The sequence below is a fragment of the Pedobacter sp. PACM 27299 genome (genome assembly GCF_001412655.1).
In the GTDB taxonomy this organism is placed as follows: Bacteria; Bacteroidota; Bacteroidia; order Sphingobacteriales; family Sphingobacteriaceae; genus Pedobacter.
The window spans coordinates 3675074-3695545 of sequence record NZ_CP012996.1; the positions used below are offsets into that span (position 1 = coordinate 3675074).

At 41.3% G+C, this 20472-nt stretch carries 13 protein-coding genes; 11 read left to right on the plus strand and 2 right to left on the minus strand.

The genetic code is table 11. The annotated features are described in order from the left end of the window. Positions 1-12: 12 nt before the first annotated feature. The 6 genes from AQ505_RS15420 (at position 13) to AQ505_RS15445 (ending at position 6025) form a co-directional block, all read left to right on the plus strand. Entirely contained in the window at positions 13-279 is a 267-nt protein-coding gene (locus tag AQ505_RS15420) for a hypothetical protein (RefSeq protein WP_062549000.1), read from the plus strand. 336 nt (positions 280-615) lie between these two features. Further along, the gene (locus AQ505_RS15425) at positions 616-1932 is read left to right on the plus strand and encodes an alpha-L-fucosidase (protein WP_062549001.1); all 1317 of its coding nucleotides are present in this window, start codon (positions 616-618) and stop codon (positions 1930-1932) included. An 8-nt stretch (positions 1933-1940) separates the two neighbouring features. Beyond that, a complete protein-coding gene (locus AQ505_RS15430; protein ID WP_062549002.1) occupies positions 1941-3173 on the plus strand; it encodes an enolase C-terminal domain-like protein in 1233 nt (410 codons plus the stop codon). Between the two features lies 1 nt (position 3174). Further along, a complete protein-coding gene (locus AQ505_RS15435; RefSeq protein ID WP_231634892.1) occupies positions 3175-4821 on the plus strand; it encodes a sodium:solute symporter in 1647 nt (548 codons plus the stop codon). Between the two features lie 4 nt (positions 4822-4825). Continuing rightward, positions 4826-5242, plus strand: a complete 417-nt coding sequence (locus AQ505_RS15440; RefSeq protein ID WP_082461563.1) for an L-rhamnose mutarotase — start codon at positions 4826-4828, stop codon at positions 5240-5242. Positions 5243-5254: 12 nt separating this feature from the next. Next, positions 5255-6025, plus strand: coding sequence for an SDR family NAD(P)-dependent oxidoreductase (locus AQ505_RS15445; protein WP_062549003.1), 771 nt, complete (start codon positions 5255-5257; stop codon positions 6023-6025). Between the two features lie 624 nt (positions 6026-6649). Here AQ505_RS15445 and AQ505_RS15450 read toward each other — a convergent pair. Both AQ505_RS15450 and AQ505_RS15455 read right to left on the minus strand, forming a co-directional pair. Then, complete coding sequence (locus AQ505_RS15450) at positions 6650-7366, minus strand: SDR family NAD(P)-dependent oxidoreductase (protein ID WP_062549004.1); 717 nt, start codon at positions 7364-7366, stop codon at positions 6650-6652. Positions 7367-7508: 142 nt separating this feature from the next. Beyond that, the gene (locus tag AQ505_RS15455) at positions 7509-9635 is read right to left on the minus strand and encodes an FUSC family protein (RefSeq protein WP_062549005.1); all 2127 of its coding nucleotides are present in this window, start codon (positions 9633-9635) and stop codon (positions 7509-7511) included. 304 nt (positions 9636-9939) lie between these two features. Here AQ505_RS15455 and AQ505_RS15460 point away from each other — a divergent pair, with 304 nt between their 5' ends. The 5 genes from AQ505_RS15460 (at position 9940) to AQ505_RS15480 (ending at position 20458) form a co-directional block, all read left to right on the plus strand. Further along, positions 9940-10971 (plus strand): GntR family transcriptional regulator, encoded by a 1032-nt coding sequence (locus AQ505_RS15460; RefSeq protein ID WP_062549006.1) that lies wholly within the window; start codon positions 9940-9942, stop codon positions 10969-10971. Between the two features lie 490 nt (positions 10972-11461). Beyond that, on the plus strand, positions 11462-14659 hold the full coding sequence (locus AQ505_RS15465) for a SusC/RagA family TonB-linked outer membrane protein (protein ID WP_082461565.1): 3198 nt from the start codon (positions 11462-11464) through the stop codon (positions 14657-14659). Between the two features lie 8 nt (positions 14660-14667). Beyond that, complete coding sequence (locus tag AQ505_RS15470) at positions 14668-16188, plus strand: RagB/SusD family nutrient uptake outer membrane protein (protein ID WP_062549007.1); 1521 nt, start codon at positions 14668-14670, stop codon at positions 16186-16188. 23 nt (positions 16189-16211) lie between these two features. After that, positions 16212-18413 carry a glycoside hydrolase family 95 protein gene (locus AQ505_RS15475; RefSeq protein ID WP_062549008.1) on the plus strand — a complete coding sequence of 734 codons (2202 nt, stop codon included), beginning with the start codon at positions 16212-16214 and terminating at the stop codon, positions 18411-18413. Positions 18414-18448: 35 nt separating this feature from the next. Beyond that, positions 18449-20458 (plus strand): hypothetical protein, encoded by a 2010-nt coding sequence (locus AQ505_RS15480; RefSeq protein ID WP_062549009.1) that lies wholly within the window; start codon positions 18449-18451, stop codon positions 20456-20458. Positions 20459-20472: the final 14 nt, after the last annotated feature.

Genomic DNA, 20472 nt, shown 5'->3' on the forward strand with positions numbered 1-20472 from the left:
AACCATTAAATTATGAAAATCACATTAGACATCAGATCCCTGCTCATAGGGTTTATGGCTGCCGCCATCGTCATCCTGGGTTTTAGTTTTAAAAGCACAGAGGCCGAAAAGCCAGGAAAATTCACAACCGAAATAAGTAATAATGGAGTAGTGATCCTGAATACAGAAACCGGGGATTTTATCATGGCAAATGGACTCGAGGGTTACCGCCAGCTGGATTGGACAAAAGGCGGTTTTGACAGCACATTCACAGTAGCCAGACCAGTGAAACAAAGATAATAATTTAGGCAAATGTCTGCTCCTACCTGCTTTCAATAGCAGAATTTTCAATGGAACGATCAATAACTCTATGAGAAAAGCGCATTGTAAAATGCGCTTTTCTTATTTAACACCAATCTGATCACGATACCGACCTGCTCCTAATACCATCCTGTGCAGCAGACCTACCTTCGCGCAATTACCATAACCATTTTCCAAAAACACAAACAGTCTAACCCTGTATTTTGAGCATCATAAATCATCTAATAATCCATTAAAAAAGAAGGATAGTTCATTGTTCTGTGAATTTAAAGGCAATAATTTAGTATTTCCTAAACCAATATAAACCAGACCACCATGAAACAGCTATTCACCTTTTTGGTAATTCTCTGCTTGTTTTCTCAAAGCCAGGGCCAGACTGCGACAATCAATCCAGCAATAAAAACACCCAAAGCTGTCTTAAACGATTTTATGGACCAGCGTTTTGGGCTTTTTATCCACTGGGGACCTATTGCCCTGCGCGGTACGGAAATCGGATGGAGCAGAAGTACTGATGTCCCTGCACAGGAATACGACAACCTATATAAAGAATTCAATCCGGTTTTATTTGATGCAGAGGCCTGGGTAAAAACGGCGAAAGATGCAGGGATGAAATACCTAACCATCACTGCCAAACACCATGATGGCTTTTGCTTATGGCCGACAAAGTTTTCGGACTATAATATCATGAATTCTCCCTATAAAAAAGACATTGTTGGCGAACTCGCTAAGGCCTGTAAAAAGTACGACCTAAAGTTCTGCGTTTATTTCACCGTTTTGGATTGGCATGACCCCAATTACCCTATCCGCGTAAATGATGGAAAGCCAGATTCAAAAGGAGACATGACCAAATTTGTAGCGACCATGAAAAACCAATTACAGGAAATTGTAAGCCAATACCATCCATATATGCTCTGGTTTGATGGCAACTGGGAAAGCCCATGGAAAAACGAATATGGTGCAGAGGTCTATACTTTTCTGAAAAAACTAGATCCCAAGGTGATCATCAACAATAGAATTGGTTCTTCAAAAGGCAGTGACCATGCTTATTTAACCCCTGAAACGCTCGGAGACTATGCCACCCCAGAGCAAAAGATCGGTGAACTGAACATGAATAATCCATGGGAAACCTGTATGACCATCTGCAATCAATGGGCATGGAAACCTAACGATCCAATGAAAACATTAAAAACCTGTATCCAGACCTTAGCAAAAACTTCCGGTGGAAATGGTAATCTTTTATTCAATGTAGGCCCAATGCTGGATGGACGTATTGAGCAACGTCAGATCGATAGATTAAAAGAGATGGGCGATTGGCTCAAAATCTACGGAGAAAGCATCTATGGTACTAAAGGTGGTCCTTTTAAACCTAATGAAGTATTTGCGGCCACACGCAAAGGCAACAAACTTTACATTCATGTTTTCGAAAGAAAATCCAATGATTTAATCTTACCAGCACTAAAAGGCGCTAAAATAAACAAAGCTTATCTATTAAAGGGTGCTGAAATCAGTCATCACCAAGATGCTGCCGGCAGCATCACCCTTCAACTGCCTCAGCAATTGCCAAATGCAGAGGATTCAGTGATTGTTCTGGAACTAAACACCAATGCAGAATACTTACCTATCATCTCCTAAACTAACCCATGATTACTAAAATACAAATTAACGATGCCCGTTTCCCATTGGGTAAAGGTGCTGGCAGCGATGCCATACACCGTGACCCGATCTATTCTTATGCCGTCACCAATTTAATAGACGACACTGGCCTGGTTGGTACTGGTTTTGCTTTTACCCTTGGCGAAGGAAATGACCTGGTTTGCAAAGCGGCATCCTTTTACGCAGAACAGCTAAAAGGAAAAGATATTGAAGAATTGATGGCTGATTTCGGTAATGTTTTTCAGCAGTTTTCTAACGAACAGCAATTCCGCTGGTTAGGTCCGCATAAAGGCGTAGTTCACCTGGCACTCGCCTCGGTAACCAATGCCTGCTATGATTTATGGGCAAAAAAACGAGGTGTACCTTTATGGAAACTGCTCACTGACTTAAGTGCCCAGGAGATACTGAATACTTTGGATCTCTCCTACCTCGAAGATGAACTGACCCGCGAACAAGCCCTGGCTTTGCTGCAGCATAACATCAGCAGCAAGTCTGCACGCCTGCCAATTCTTGAATCCGGATATCCTGGATACGATACTTCTATCGGCTGGTTTAATTACCCGGATGAAAAGGTCCGTGAAAACTGTAAAAAAGCAGTAGCGGAAGGTTTTACGGCCATGAAGCTGAAAGTAGGCAGTGCTGACCAGGAAAGAGATATCCGAAGAGCACATATTGTGCGGGAAGTAGCCGGTGCAGACATCAAAGTAATGCTCGATGCCAACCAGCAATGGACTTTGCCGCAAGCTATAAAGATTTATAAGGAATTGCAAAGTATGAATCCTTACTGGATTGAGGAGCCTACACATCCTGATGATGTCCTAGCTCATGCTACTTTAGCAAAAGCCATCGCACCAACAAAACTCGCTTTGGGAGAGCATGTGCCTAACCGCATTGTCTTTAAAAATTACCTGCAAACCGGATCTGCAGGTTTCATGCAGGTAGATGCCGTTCGTGTAGGTGGCGTGAGTGAGTTCATTACAGTTAGCTTACTCTGTCGTAAATTCAATATCCCCGTAGTGCCCCATGTAGGTGATATGGGCCAGCTGCACCAGCACCTGGTTTTGTTTAACCATATTTCTATGGGACACGAAGCCTTGTTTCTGGAACACATCCCCCATTTGCAGCAGCATTTCGTCCATCCTGTCAGAATTGAAAACGGCGTATATCAGACCCCTATGGAGCCAGGAAGCAGCTGCGATTTAAAATCATTAAAACCATAAGATGATGTTAAATTCCCTGGACTTAGGCATCAGTATTTTATATATCCTCGGTATTCTGGCAGTAGGATTATGGGCTGGAATCAGTCACCGACGTAAAAGTAAAGCCAATGAAGCCGGAGAATATTTCCTGGCCGGTAAAACTTTAAAATGGCCAGCAATCGGACTTGCCCTGTTTGCCACTAATATCTCCACAGTACACCTGGTGAGTCTGGCACAAAGTGGATTCGACAGTGGTCTGCTCAATGGAAATTTCGAATGGATGGCCGCATTTACTTTAATCCTGCTGTCTTTATTCTTTGTCCCCTTTTACATTAAATCCGGAGTAGCCACCCTCCCCGATTTTCTGGAAAAAAGGTATGACAGATCCAGTCGGGATTGGCTGGCAATAATTTCGGTAGTTTCTGCGATCATCATTCATATTGCATTTTCAATGCTTGCCGGAGGGATCGTACTGAAAACACTGTTTGGGCTCAATATGTACGTCAGCATCATCGTGATCTGTGTGATCACGGCTATATACACCATCATTGGCGGATTAAAAGCAGTGGTCGTCACCGAATCTATTCAGACAGTAGTCTTACTCGGAGGCGCTTTCATCATCAGCTATGCTGCTTATCAAAAGATGGGTGGCTGGGAACCAATGACAGATGTTTTAAAAGCTAATAACCAGATGGACAAACTTTCCATGTTGCGTCCGCAGGGCGATAGCAGTGGAATGCCATGGTATACTGTATTATTGGGTTATCCAATTTTGGGCATCTGGTATTGGTGTGCAGATCAAACTATTGTACAACGCGTACTAGGTGCTAAAGATGAAAATCACGCCCGTGTAGGCCCTTTGTTTTGTGGATTTATTAAACTGTTACCCGTGTTTATCTTTGTTCTACCTGGCCTTTTTGCCTATACGCTTTCCAAATCTGGACATCTCGACATCAGCAGTCTTGGAGTAGATGGACAAGGAAATGTGAACTCCAAAGGGATTTATACCTTGATGATTACCCAATTGCTGCCGTCTGGATTGGTAGGCGTACTTGTAGCTGCTTTATTATCAGGACTGATGAGCCAGGTTTCGGGTGCATTAAACTCTATATCCACTATGGTGAGCTATGATATGTATCAACGTTACCGCCCGGCAGCCAGCGATAAGCAATTGATCCGCGTAGGGAAAATTGCTGCGGGTGTTGCATTGGTCTTTTCTCTTGGCTTACTGCCTTTACTCAACCGATATGAAAGCATATTTAGCGGGATAAACGATATCATTGCACATATCGCTCCTCCAATCACCTGTGTCTTTTTACTTGGTGTTTTCTGGAAAGGTGCTTCTGCTGCTTCGGCAAAGCTGACACTCTGGATTGGATCTGGCTTGGGGCTGCTGGTTTTTATGATCAACAAATTACTCCCGGATTCATGGATCGGGCACATCCCTTTCATGATGATGGCCTTCTATCTTTTCTGCACCTGTGTGGTTATTCAAGTAGTTTTCTCCTACGTATATCCTGTTCAGCATACCGAAGAAAGTTCAAAACTATATTGGAAAACCCCCTGGGAGCCATTACAAGGGCCAGCCTGGAAGGGTATTGGAAATTACAAAGTGCTCTCCGCCCTGCTCCTCGGAACTACAGCAGTGTTATATTATATATTCAGATAGATAAATGAAATTAAAGATCATCACCATATTATTGGCAGGAATATTCCTGACTTTATCAGCCTGCCAAAGGGAAACTAAACCAGTAAAGCGCTTTGCCTCTATCACTGGTTTAAAGGCGGACAAATTAGCCACTTATAAAGGCTTACATGCAAAGGCATGGCCCTCAGTTTTAAACAAAATCAAAGATTGTCACATTGAGAATTACTCCATTTACCTCCAGAAAATAAACAACGACTACTACTTGTTCAGTTACTTCGAATATTCAGGAGATGATTTTGATGGAGATATGAAAAAGATGGCAGCAGATCCGGATACCCAACGTTGGTGGAAGGAAACCGACCCTTGTCAGCAGCCCCTCCCGGAAGCAGCGGCAAAAAAAGAAATATGGACCAATATGGAAGAAGTATTCCACACAAATTAAGCGCAAAAAGATATGGAATTATTATCCGGAAAAGTTATTTTCCTCACAGGAGGCTCTATGGGAATTGGTCTGGAATGCGCTAAAAGTTATGCAAAAGAAGGTGCAATTGTAGTGATTGCCGCTTACCCTGCAGGCCCGATAACCACAGCGATTGAACTGCTAGGCTCAAAACATTTGGGGATCAGCTGCGACGTATCTGATGCGGGGCAAGTAGCGGATGCCATACAGAAAACGCTGGATAAATACGGCAGAATAGACGCGATACACAACAATGCAGGTATTGCCTCCCCTTCTAAGCCTTTGCATGAAACCAGTGATGAAGAATGGGATCAGCTGATGAATGTAAACCTGAAAAGCGTTTTACTGACCACAAGATATGGATTTAAAGCATTGCAGAAAAGTAAGGGTTGTATCCTCAATACGAGTAGTCTGGTTGGAGATATCGGACAGGAAAACCATGCAGCTTACACCGCTACAAAAGGAGGTATGAATGCCTTAACCAAGTCTATGGCACTAGATTATGCGAAGGATAAAATCCGCGTAAATGCAGTGATGCCTGCCGGAGTATGGACACCTATGTTGAGGGAATGGAGCAAGGAGCAATCGAATGCGAGTTCAATTGAAAAGTACCTGGACGACATCCATCCATTGGGTTATTGTCCGGATGGCGATGCAATTGCAGATGCCTGTGTGTTTCTGCTATCTGATAAAGCGAGGTTTATCACGGGAACGACTTTAGCGGTTAGTGGTGGTGCAGAATTGGGTTACAGAAGGTCTGAATGAGCATCTGAATAACAACAGGGAGACAACTATTGGTTAGTTAATACCTAACTTTTTAGCCATAAAAATTAGCAGGAACTGCCTATACGGCTGTTTTCTATCCTTGAAGATAATATGGAATTGGTCCTTCCAGTATAGCGTTGCTGTGAACCTTTAAATTGTCTTGATTCTGAAGAATGAGTTTTCCATCTAAGCCTTTGATCACCTTTGGCAGTCTACACCAAATATTGAAATTGGTTCATGGTCATCTGGATTCATTATATAACAAATTCCTCCTGCAATTACTAAAACATAAAGTTCTGGCCAAAAATCGTAAACTGCATTAAATCCAGACCATCCAGGTTCAAAATTACCAATCCAATTAGTGTGGATTGAAGTATAAAAGCGAACAACAAGTCCCTCGGAATAAAACCTATTATTATACTCACTAATAGGAATGTACATCGGCCCATAACTTGGCACCGAATCTAGAATTTCATACCGACTAGTATCAGAAATTCTTATTTAGGCTACTTTTGAAATTGATTAAGGTCTAAATATAGTTCATTTTTGAACCTTAAAAGGTCCTTTTGATGAAACTTACCACAGTGGAATAAAAAACCTGCCGATCTTGGTATCAAGATATCTTTACACATTCATATCCTGCATTGCAGGCATATTTATCTCTTTGACACAGGAAGCATTGGATGTCGACAGGATAAATTTCACCGCATTAATTACATCTTGGACAGGTATACCATAGCTTTCAACTTTTTCTGATTTAAGGAGATCATCCTTAACCGACATGTCTTCCAGAAAACCGAGATTCAGCACACTAACCCCTATATGATGCTCCCTAAGGTTTCCCCTTAAAGCATGTACAATGCTCTTAGAGCAAACTTTGTAGCTGAGAAAGCTACTCTCCTTCCCATTGTGGTTGTCAAGTCCCCAGGTAGAACCAATAATGATCACCTTCCCCTTTTCAGACAATTTCAGGTTCTCAATGAGAGACTGGATCGCAAGGATACAAGAACTGACATTCTTATTAACCATTGTTAGAATTTCTTCTGGTTTGATTTCCTGAAAATTATACTCCTCAGAAAAGGCAGTTTGCTCCCAGATCCCTACATTATAGATGAGGCAATCAATCTTTTGCTCCCCTATTTTTGCTGTTATTTCATTGACAGCTTCGATTGGCTTCGACAAATCTGCCGGAATCCAGATTAGATTTAACTGCTCTTTCAGGTGGGAAGGCGCTGTTCTGGAAACACCATACATCTGGTCATTCGCGGATGGAAGCAACTGTGTTAGTGCCTTACCCAAGCCTTTACTGACCCCATAAATTAGATAGGTTTTACTACTCATATTTCATGCTCTTGCGACATAAAAAAACTGATTCCTTGTCCGGCTAAGTTAACAGAACAAGGGTAATTAATTAAGCACAAAACAGGAAAAAACACGCATACAATTTCCTTTTCAGGTAAAAAGACAGGGAGTGATCCCGCTTTTAAACGAAATACATTTTCAATTCCAAAGACAAAACCAGCAAGAGATTTAGCCGATGTTGAAGCGTTCCTTCCGCATCGTTATATTCTTCAATTTTCTCCTTATGCACCACATCTTTAATATTTTGCAGGTTCAAATTGCCACTATGTTCAACGCAATATTCCATATTGCTTAAAGCCTCAGAAACGAGTAATATTCCCGATTCTCCCATCGTATTGCGTTTTGCAGAAAGTGATAAGGAGGCCACAATAGAATTGATTCGGTAACTCAGAATCTGAATGGCAAAGATCCCTTTCAGATCTACCTGTTTACTTTTAGGTTCCAGGTGCAAATATTGCAGTGTTTCAGAAAATCTGGCCAGCTGGATATAACTGTTTTTTCTGGCGAGTTTTGAGGCTGTCACACTTGAGGATGTCCCTAATAGCTCTTCCCTCACTTTATTCAGGTAATTGCTATTCGCTTCCAGGATATTTGAGATCAATGATTTTAAGTTTTTAATCTCCCAGACAGGGAAAAGAAAAGCCGCAAGGAATGCGATTACACAGCCCAGGATCGTATATAAAATCCGTTCCATAATGATGTGCTCGGAATGGCTGTCATAAACGCTGAGCGACAGGATGACCATAGCAGTTACAAATACCACGCTTACTGAATATTTGATTCGGTTGAAGGTAAAAAAACCAAGCAACATAAATGCCGATAAAATCAGCAATATTGCCGTCTGATGGATGGTTAATAATAAAATAACCCCTAGTACCGCACCAATAAACGTTCCTGATAAACGCTCCACATTCCTCTTCCAGGTAAGTCCAAATCTAGGTTTTGCAACGATCACAATCGTGAGCAATAACCAATAGCTGTATTTGCCTAATGGAAATGCTAATGTGAATGCATAAGCAATACCGCACATCAGCGCCAGCCTTAAAGAAAACCTGAAGACAGGAGCATTCAAAGAAAAATACTGCTTTAACGATGTCAGGCTAAATAGCTGAGGCGATAAAAACTCTTCATAGGCGATATCCTCAGCATTCAGATTTGCAGGAATTGCAGACATTGGTCTGCTGTTTTTAATCACCTGAATATCCAGCACAATCCCTTCCAGGTTTTTTAATACTTTCAATATGATCTGGGCATTGGCTTCATCTATTGAAACTGCCAGCTTGCTCAGCTCCGCTTTACACTGCTCATACTTCAGCAATCTCGAATCCGAATGCGCCTTTTTTGGTCTTAGGAAAACATGGCTAAGTACCTGTAACTCTTCTGCCAGAATTTCAATTAGTTCAATAATCAGGTTCAATGCTCCGGTTTTATCCAGCTTTTTTCTGACATAAGTATAGTCGTAATGAATGGCGGTTACTTGCTCGTATAAATCAATTACGCTGACCGCCGTACGCAGCAATTGCTGCCCACGTTCATTTGCAGGCTTCATCGCGGCTTTATCGCTCAATAGCAGATTTCTTACCAGTTCCTGCTTTTCGCTCACCTTAATGTGCAAAGCAATTGTTTCACTGTAACAATCCTCCAGGTTTACTTCGGGATCATAATAACGGGCTTTGGATTTTAGAAATACAGAGGTCGTAGTAATGCATTCAAATATGGCCTGATGTAAAGACCGATAGGGCCAGATCACAATCTGAATCAAACTGATCAGGTAATACCAGTAGCCTCCAAGGAGAATGTACCAGCTAAATAACAATGGATTTACCGGGTGTAAACCAAGCGTAAATATCCCAAGGATAATGGCCATAGTTCCGGTTAAGGCCAGCCTGCTGCCAAACATCGCCAGCATGGAAAAGATAAAAGTCAGCAGGAAAATACTAGCCGTGGTCAGCCATGGATTCCCTAAGGAGGAAGCAATAATTAAAGCACTAAAAAAGAAAGATAAGATACTGGCAATAGCACTTTTGAACTTATTTGCGCGGTTCCCAGGAGCATCAGTTAAGCTGATCAGCAGTGCTCCAACTCCCATTCCAATGGCCATATTGGGCTGATGATAATAAAATAACAGTACAAAAGGTAAAACTATAGTGATGGTATTTCGTAAGGCATCCGTAAAATATTCACCATATACTAAACTGATCAACCTGGCTTTTATGTGATCCCATTTTAGCAGATCCTTACTAAACATAATGCGTTATGAATTTATTATTTCGCCGCAAAATTATTGTAAATAAAACTAATGTGGTTGGAATTGACTCAATTTATTCTTTCTACGGCAATCTGCCGCCCTTAAAACTTATCTCAAACCTCCTAATCGTATAAAAAATCCTTTAACTGAGGGCACTCCTATTTCTGTTGTGGTAATTCTAAAACATTTGTTTTATATTGGAGAAATAAATACCCGAAATTAGAAAGAAGATTTTGCATTTACTTTTAAGCGAATACCTATATTCGAGGCAAATTTTAATGACCAAAAAAGACTTTAACTGAATATGAATGGCGTCAATGAGCAAAAACTTTTCGAGGAACTAAGGTCTTTACTTGTTGTCAACACCCTTTCCAAACACGAACAAATTATAAACGGCGTAATTAATGCGATCAAGCAGAAAGCGCTTTTAGCCGGAGCTAAATTACCATCTGTGAATCAAATGAGTGCTGAACTCGGTTTTGCGAAAGAAACCGTAGTTAAGGCCTACAAAGAACTGATCAACAGAGGCCTCATTGAATCCAGAAACAGACGTGGCTATTTTGTAAACAATACCGATACCGATCAGCAGTTAAAAGTTTTCCTGCTGCTGTATGCTTTTGACACTTTTCAGGAAACCTTTTATCAGAGTTTCAAAAATGAATTGGGTGCTCATGTACATATAGATGTCTTTTTCCACCATAACAATTTTAGCGTATTCGAAGCGATCATCAACAGCAATAAAGGAAAGTATGGCATGTACGTGATTGCGCCTATTCAGACACCGGCAGCGAAATGTATTCTAGATGATTTACCCATCAACAAATTACTGCTGGTAGACCGGTATTTAAAACTCAGCAAAGATCATTCGTATGTGGTTCAGGAATTTGAAAAATCATCCTATAAAGCCTTTGTAGAACTCGCACCAAGAATCAAAGAGTTTTCGGAATTTGTCTTTTTCTTTAAGCCATCCTCAGCAGAACCAGATGATGTGTACCGCTCTTTTAAACGATTTATAAAAGACTACAACATCCCTGGAAAAATCAAAAACAAGTATAAGAAGAACAGTATTGAGGCTGGAAAAGTATACTTCACCATTCACAATTTAGAACTTTGGGAAATATTGAAAGATGCAAAACTCAATGCATTAGTTCCTGGAAAAGATATTGGGATCCTCTCCCATAATGATGACGATATTAAAGAAATCATATTTGACGGCATCACTACGTTTTCTATTGATTTTGCCAGTATGGGTAAAATCGCGGCCAATTTTGTGTTAACATTGGAACCCATAAAACATACCATGGAGACCTATTTAATCAGAAGAAACTCCCTTTAAAGAATCATCATTTGGTTTTCAGTCTTTATTCATTCCATCTCCTTTTCACGCCCTAAAATATTGTGGAGAGCAGCTAAACCTGCTTTTAGAAATATGTCTAGTGGATTTTAATTCCCAGTGTTTCCCTTCCTAATCCTGACACTCCCCTCCAGACACTGGCTTAAGTAACAAGTACATAATAATACTTGCAAATATTAAAGGAGTTTTATATTATTGCAATAGTATAGTGTAGTACAGAATAGCGGAATTACACCAACGAGCCTATACCACCAAACCAAATATAAAATGATGAACCAATCTTCTCCTAAGCACAGAAATCACCGCATTGCTGATTTTTATAATTTCATTCTATTTTCCGGTTAATTAAAGCCTGATTCCTATTGCATCATTTGCGATCTACTATAAGCAATTACAAAATCAACAACCACTAAAAGTGCTGGAATTCATCCCGCATGGGATAATTATGTGCTTTTTTTTAACCAAATATCCAATGAATAAACAACCAATTGTATACAAAGGCAGTAATCAGCCTGGTACAAGCATGAAGTCAAAACCTTGGCAGACGATGAAAGTCATCGGTTTCTTATGTTTGATTTCCGTACAGCAGGTCACTGCTGCAGTACCAGTTTCAATCCCTCCTGCTGTTCAAAGTAAAATAAAACTGGCCATCGAAATTACCGGTATTGTAAAAGATGAAAATGGATTAGCCATCCCAGGAGTCAGCATAAAAGTTGCCGGCTTTAACGTGGGGACGCAAACAGATGCCAATGGCCGTTATAAAATTGAAGTGGCTGATGAAAAAGCAATATTGGTGTATAGCTTCCTGGGTTATGTTCCTCAAGAACTTCCGGTAGCAGGAAAAACCAATATCAATGTAGTGCTGAAAGAACAATCTTCCAAGCTAAATGAGGTAGTCGTGGTGGGTTATGGTACGCAGAAAAAGGTGAACCTGACGGGTTCTGTCGCTACAGTGAGCGGCGATGAGCTAACGAAACGACCAGTAGTTAATGCGGCAGCAATGCTGCAGGGAACCATGCCTGGTGTTCAAGTGAATCAAGGTTCAGGAGAACCTGGCAATGAAGGTGTTTCCATCCGCATCAGGGGAAATGGGACATTCAGTGGTGCAGGATCAGATCCACTGGTTTTAATTGATGGGGTACCGGGAAGTTTTAATGATGTGAATCCTACTGATATCGACAACGTATCTGTACTTAAAGATGCTGCATCTGCTTCTATTTATGGTTCAAGAGCGGCAAATGGCGTAATTCTAGTGACCACTAAGCAAGGTAAAGCAGGCAGCATGAAGGTGCAGTATGATGGAAATGTAGGGCTGTATAAACCTACAAAAATGTTCGACCTGATTACCAATTCCGCACAATACATGGAATTGTACAATGAGGCACGTATCAATTCGGGTCTCAATGACCCGAATGATCCAAACAAAACTTACGGTCTGTATCCTCAGGATCAGATTGATCTTTATAGAAACAGTACTGACCGGAATTTGTATCCAAACACCGATTGGTTAAGTCTGATTTTCAAGACCGCTCCTACTCAGAACCACAACCTGAGTTTCAACGGCGGTAATGAAAAAACAACTTACAATGTGTCTTTAGGTTATGTGAACCAAAATGGACTGATGAAAGGTTTCAACTATAAAAGATACAATGCAAGGATCAACTTAACTTCCAAAATAAATGACCGTATCAAGTTCGGTACAAATGTGCTCTTGAAATCAGGTGAAACAGAATCTATTCCCGGCGGCTCCAAAGATCTTTTCCTTTCAGCAATGTCTCAGGCACCAACTTACGGTCCTTTCTTACCAGATGGCAGTGGCCGATATACTTATAAAGCTTACGACTTTGAATACAATAACAAAAATGCCGTTGCAGTTTTAGATAAGAAATTTACCCACAATACCACCGATTACGCCGTAAATGCCCAAGGATGGGTGGATATCTCCATTACCAAAGATTTATCCTGGTATACTAAAGGTGCAATCAATATCAATATGGACAAATACAAAGATTATAAGTCTACCATTGATGAGTATTATTACCGTTCCGGAGTATTGGGAACCACATTGGATTTAGGTCGCGGATTAACCATACAGGATCAACAAACGGTATATTCCAACTTATATAGTTACTTAAACTACAACCATAATTTTAACGGTCATACGATAAAAGCGCAAGCGGGTTACAGCATGGAGCAAAGTAAATACAGCTACCTGCAGGGCTATCGCCAGAACTTCCCAGATGAGAAATTACTGGAATTAAATGCCGGTGGACAGGACCTTCAAAGGGCAAGTGGTACCGCTAATGAATGGGCACTGATGTCGTACTTTGGTAGATTAAATTACGATTACAAAAGCCGCTACTTATTAGAAGCCAATTTAAGATATGACGGAAGTTCTAAGTTTTCAGGCAAGAACAAATGGGGTGCATTTCCGTCCTTCTCAGTCGGATGGCGTGCTACAGAAGAGCCTTTCGTAAAAGCAATGGAACTGAGCTGGCTGAACAACTTTAAAGTAAGGGGTTCCTGGGGGCAATTGGGTAATCAAAACATCGTAGTAGATGGTTATGGCATCAATTATCCTTACCAGGCTTTATTAGATTTAACCGGCAACTACTCTTTTGACAACTCTAATTTGATCACAGGGGTTGCACAGCAGAACTTAAACAATCCACTGATTAAATGGGAAACCACCACCATGACAGATATAGGTATTGACCTAACTCTTTTCGAGAATTTCAGCTTAACATTTGACTGGTACAAAAAACGAACTTCTGATATTTTAAGAAAATCACAGATCACTGCAATTGTAGGTCTGGGTGCCCCGATCATCAATGACGGAATTGTAGACAACACCGGAATGGAGCTAGGACTTGGCTATAGCAACGTCGTTAAAAGCGGCGCGCTAACTGGTCTGAGCTATAATTTTGGCCTAAACCTGGACAGGTTTAAAAACAAGATCGTAAAATATGGTGAGCAGGATATTTATGATTATACCACCAATAAAAATGGACTGCCAATTGGCACTTATTACATGCTGGATGTCATCGGCATCTTTCAATCTGCAGAAGAAGTGGCCAACTCCCCTAAACAATTCTTTGACACCACCATGCCTGGAGATTTAAAATACAGAGATGTAAATGGAGATGGAAAAATCGATGCCAATGACAGAACAATTATTGGTGGCGCTTATCCGAAACTGAACTACTCCTTTAATTTAGGTGCAGAGTTTAAAGGTTTTGATTTTTCTGCCAGATTCCAGGGCGTAGCAAGTGTTAAAGCTTATGTGACCGGATGGGGCGTGACGCCATTCGTACAGGGCTCCCCTCCTACAAAAGACTGGTTAGATCGCTGGACACCAGAAAACCCTTCTGCAACCATGCCGAATATTTACTGGGGATGGAGTGCACCACAAAAGTTCTCTAGAAATTCCAGCTACTTCTTACAGGATGCGTCTTATCTGAGGCTGAAAAATATAGTATTGGGTTATACACTTCCCGCTACACTCACTAAAAACGCTGGTATTGAACGTTTAAGGGTATACTTCTCTGGAGACAATGTGTTTACCTCAACCAAGTTTAAAGGGCTTGATCCGGAACGTTCCGGAAACGGCGACCTGATCCAGTACCCGCAAAATAAAATATATTCTTTTGGTGTTAATGTTACTTTTTAATCCGGCTTATGAAATCGCGTATAATAATATCCACTTTACTACTTACATCATTAGCATTTAGCGGATGTAAGGATACTTTAGACCTGAATCCATTGGATCAGATCTCCACTGGAATTTTCTATAAATCAAAAGGCGACTTTGATAAAAGTCTTGCCGCAGTATATGCCTCCATGCAAACCGAGGAATTCTCCTATGGCATGGGATTCAGAGATTGTCTGACTGATAACGGCTATGGCCAATTCAATTCAGGAAGCGTGAACGATATCGTTCAGGGTAATTTAAATACCACCACTGGCGGCTATGAAACCGGCATTTATAACAATGCTTATCGTGGCATCGCCAGAGTGAATATTTTCCTTAAAAATCTGGATCAATATGCAGGCTCAGACATGAGCATTACCGATAGAACCGCTTTCCAGGCAGAAGTGCGTTTCATTCGCGCATATCTATATTATCATTTGTACACCATTTATGGAGAAGTTCCACTGGTTTTAGCACCCCTGGAACTGGAAGATCAAAAACAACCCAAAGTAGCTGCTGAACAAATCCTGTCACAAATCCTGACCGATCTGGATTACAGCATTACAAATCTAAAAACCGGCCCTTACTATTCCAATGGAGGTCATGCCGCTTCTTCGTCTGCAAAAGCCTTAAAAGCAAGGGTATTATTGTTTGCCGCTTATGGCAATAATGGCACACCAGACCCTGTCAAATTAGCGACAGTCATAGATCTGAGTAAAGAGGTCATCTCGCAGTATAAACTGAGCGCGAATTATGAAGATATCTTTAGAGATGCCACACAAAAGAACAATACGGAGGTCATCTTTTCTGTGAACTTTTTAGCGCCAAATAATACCGCTCCATGGGATTTGTATCTGGGAGATTGGGTAGCCGTATCGCCACTGCCGAATTTGGTAAAAGACTATGAATATATCGATGGATTGCCCTATGGTACTTCTCCCCTTACCAATGCAGACAATCCTTTTACCAACCGTGACCCAAGGCTAAAGAAAACGGTCTTTAAAGATTTCGTAGATTTTGGAAATGGAAAAACCCATATCCCATCAAATCCTCGTCCCACAGGCTATGGCGTGATGAAATTCCTTGACCCGGCAAATCTTCCTTTTGGATTCTCTTCACTAAGTCAGCAGGACGCTATTGTTTTGCGCCTGGCAGAGGTGATGCTGATGTACGCAGAAGCGCAAAACGAAATCGCCGGACCGGATCAATCTGTTTATGACACCATGAAAGAACTGAGAGCACGTGTGGGAATGCCTGCTTATCCAGCTGGTTACAATCAAGGAGAGATGAGAGAAAGAATCCGCCATGAACGCCGTATTGAACTTGCTTTTGAAGGATTAAGACACTACGATTTAATTAGATGGCACATTGCTGGCGATGTGCTCAATAAGGTAAAAGACAGCCCGGTTTCTTACCATTTCGATGATAAGTTTTACAGGTGGCCACTTCCTCAGACTGAAATTGATAAGAGCTCAGGAATATTGATTCAAAATCCCAATTATAAATAGAAGAATAGTTTAATTTTATCAAAATGGACATCAGAAAAAAGATTGCTAAAGGATTATTCCTGGCCATATTACTGCCCTGTTTTGCACTGGGACAAAAAAAAGCTACCCTCGTCTCAGATCCACTGCGGATCTGGGATGATCAGCCTGCTAAAGACTGGATGACCCAGGCTTATCCTATTGGAAACGGAAAACTCGGCGCCATGATATTTGGAGGGATTGAACAAGAACACATTCAATTCAATGAAAGTAGTTTGTGGACCGGCGATGAAAAAGAAACAGGTGCTTATCAGGCTTTAGGAGACATCTTTATCGACTTTAAAAATGTTGATCCTGGAAAAGTAAAGGATTATAAAAGAGCGTTGAATTTAAATGATGCCATCCATCAGGTCAGCTATAATTATAACAATGCCAATTACCAAAGGGCTTATTTTTCCAGCTATCCAGATCAGGTGATGGTGTTAAATTACAGCGCCAATACTAAAGCTGGTTATTCAGTGACAATTAAATTAAAAGATACCCGCCCAACCAAAACAACTGGAATCGGCGGCAATCAATTGGCGATTTCCGGGAAATTGGAAAATGGACAGCAGTACATGGCCATCCTGGAAGTTAAACAAGATGGCGGCACGCTTCGTATAGATCAGGATGCAGAAGGAAATAGTCAGCTTCATATCAATCAGGCCAATGGTTTTACAATACACCTTTCCGGAGCGACAGATTACCTCAACCAAAGGGCTAAAAAATGGAAAGGTGAAGCACCTGAACAAGTGGTAAAACGCAATCTGAATGCAGCAGCTCTGAAAAACTATGAAACACTGAGAAACAATCACCTCAAAGATTACCAGGATCTGTTTAACAGAATGACGCTAAAAATTGGTCAGCAGGCTTCAAAAAATGACATTCCAACAGTACAGAGAGTGGTCAATTACAAAAAAGCGGAAGACCTTGGATTGGAAACCTTGCTGTTTCAATATGGACGTTATTTATTGATCAGCTCCTCCAGAAAAGGCGGTTTACCAGCTAATTTACAAGGATTATGGAACAACAGCAATAATCCGCCATGGCGTTCAGATTACCATTCAAACATCAATTTACAGATGAATTACTGGCTGGCAGAACCTACCAACCTTGCCGAATGTAACATTCCTTATCTCGACTATATCAATAGCATGAGAGCAGTTAAAAAAGAAAACACAAAAGCCGAATATCCAGGACTGAGAGGCTGGACGGTGAAAACTGAAAACAACATATTTGGTGGAGAAAGTTTCTTATGGAACACCCCGGGCAGTGCCTGGTATGCACAGGCACTTTGGGATCACTATGCTTTTAATCAGGACAAATCCTACCTACGTACCTTCGCCTACCCTATTTTAAAAGAGGTTTCTGAGTTCTGGGACGACTACTTAAAACGTTTACCAGACGGCACAATTGTAGCGCCAAATGGCTGGTCGCCAGAACATGGACCAAAGGAAGATGGTGTAAGTTACGATCAGCAGATTGTATATGACTTGTTTACCAATTATATCGAGGCAGCAGATGCCTTAAATATTGACAAAGAATACCGTACCCACATTGCTTCCTTACGTGAACACCTCTTAAAACCGAAAATCGGCAAATGGGGACAATTACAGGAATGGAAAGACGATAAAGATGATCCAGCAGATCAGCACAGACATGCTTCTCATTTATTTGCACTGCACCCAGGAAGACAAATCAGTGTCAACAATACCCCTGAATTGGCCAACGCGGCAAAAGTAAGTTTAACTGCCAGAGGAGACGAATCTACAGGCTGGTCTATGGCCTGGAAAATGAACTTCTGGGCAAGATTACACGATGGCAACCATGCTTACAAAATCCTTAGAAACTTCATTACCCTTGCCGGAGGAGGTGGAATAGATTATAACGAAGGTGGTGGGGTATATGCGAACTTACTCTGTGCACACCCTCCTTTTCAAATTGATGGTAACCTGGGTTACACCGCAGGTGTAGCCGAAATGCTGGTTCAAAGTCAGGAAGGTTTCATCGATTTATTGCCTGCTCTACCAGAGGCATGGAAAAAAGAAGGTCAGGTAAAAGGGCTTAAAACCAGAGGCGATTTCAGCATAGATTTCAGCTGGAAAGATGGTAAAGTAACCAATTATCGCATTGCTTCCAGCACCGCAAAAAGTGTCAGGCTGAAAGTAAATGGTAGCTTCAAAGAGGTAAAATCAACTGTCATAAAATAAATCTAAATATCAACGCCCCTAAAACTCAAGATAACATGATTAAAACTAAGCTGTTTTCCTGTTTATTCCTGCTGGTCTTTTTTATAAACCATGCACAAGCCATCACCTTTAAATTTGGCAAGTCTGGAAAGATCATTTACGACCTGAAGTCTGGCACATTTAGCGCCTACCAGCAGGATGCGGAGATCTTAAAAGATGGTTTCTCGACTTTCAAAGAGAAGAATCAAACTTACAATTCCAAAGATTATACTCAAAGGCTGTATTCCAGCAGCCCTATCTCAGATCAATTTGGAAAAGGCATCAAGCACACCATCACCTTTACGGGAACGGGAATGCCCAATATGAAACTGTTCTTTTATACTTATGACCAGCTGCCTTATTACTTCTGTCAGATGGAACTTTCCGGAACAAATATCAGTACGAATGAGCTGGTGCCTATTCAGGGAACCATTCCTGCTTTGAAAAGAATGGAAGAAATCAGAAGTGTATTTATTCCATTCGACAATGATACTTTTATCAGCTACAATTCCAAAGCTCTACTTAAAAACGAACAGCAGCTGAGCGCAGAAGCAGGAGTAATATATGACACAAAACTACGCAATGGAGTCATTGCCGGATCGATCAACCATACCGACTGGAAAACCGGCGTCAGCACGGGAATTGACGAAAACGGAAGTGCTTACCTAAAGGTCCTGGTTGGATTTAGCAATAGAGACATCACCAGAGATGTGCTTCCTCATGGCAGCCTCACTGGTGCTGTTGTACGCTCTCCAATGATCTTTTATGCTGCATTTGAAGACTGGAGATCAGGCATGGAAAAATATGCAGTTGCAAGTAGAATTGCCAACCCATCCATCATCTTTAAATGGGATCAGCCTACGCCGCTTGGCTGGAACAGCTGGGGCGCCATGCAAACCAAATTATCATTTGATAAAATAGTAAAGGTGACCGATTATTTTGCAGACAGCCTAAAGACTTTTAGAAGTGAAGGTACGCTATTTGTAGACCTGGATTCTTATTGGGACAACCTGCTTAAAGGTGGCCTGGAAGGAGACTATTCAAAGCTAAAAGAATTTGCAGATTACGTGAAAAGTAAAGGTCTAAAACCTGGAATTTACTGGGCACCATTCACCGACTGGGGATTTGCTTCCGGCGGAGACAGAAGAGCGGAAGGTGGCAACTATAAATATCAGGAACTCTGGACAAAAATTGGCAGCGGCTACCATGATTTTGATGGGGCAAGAGCTTTAGACCCTACCCATCCTGGAACACAGCAAAGAATTGCTTTGGTGATCGGTAAATTAAAAGAATGCGGATACGAAATGATTAAGATTGATTTCCTTGGTCATGCCGCAGTAGAATCTGATCATTTCTATGACCCTAAAATCAAAACAGGGATGCAGGCTTACAAAGCAGGCATGACTTTCCTGACCAAACAATTGGACAATAAAATGCTGATTTATGCAGCGATTTCTCCAAGTATGGCCTCCAGCCCTTATGTGCATGTGAGAAGGATCGCATGTGATGCTTTTCAATCGATTAAAGATACCAAATACACATTGAACAGTGTAACTTATGGCTGGTGGCAAACCCATCTGTATGATTATGTAGATGCAGATCATGTGGTGCTCGGAGACGAGACCGTCGGTGCCAATAAAGCCAGAACCTTATCTGCAATTGTAACCGGCACTTTGCTTGTTGGGGATGATTTTTCAGTGGAAGGCCAATGGAAAGAAAGAGCAGCGGAATTGTTCCAAAACCAGGAAGTATTATCCGTTCTAAAAGATGGCAAATCTTTCAGACCATTACAATCCAATACGGAAGCTTCAGAACTGTTTGTCAAGCAAATGGGGAACGACACCTACGTAGCGATTTTCAATTATGAGGATCAGCCAAAAACCTTTACCCTTAAGCCTTCAGATATCAATAGGAAGACTTTAACTGGCACTAAAATGGAAGACTTATTTAGCCACAAAACCATCCCTTCTACGCCAACATTTACGCTGGAACCAAAAAATGCCACCTTAATAAAAATCACCAATTAAACACACACACAAAC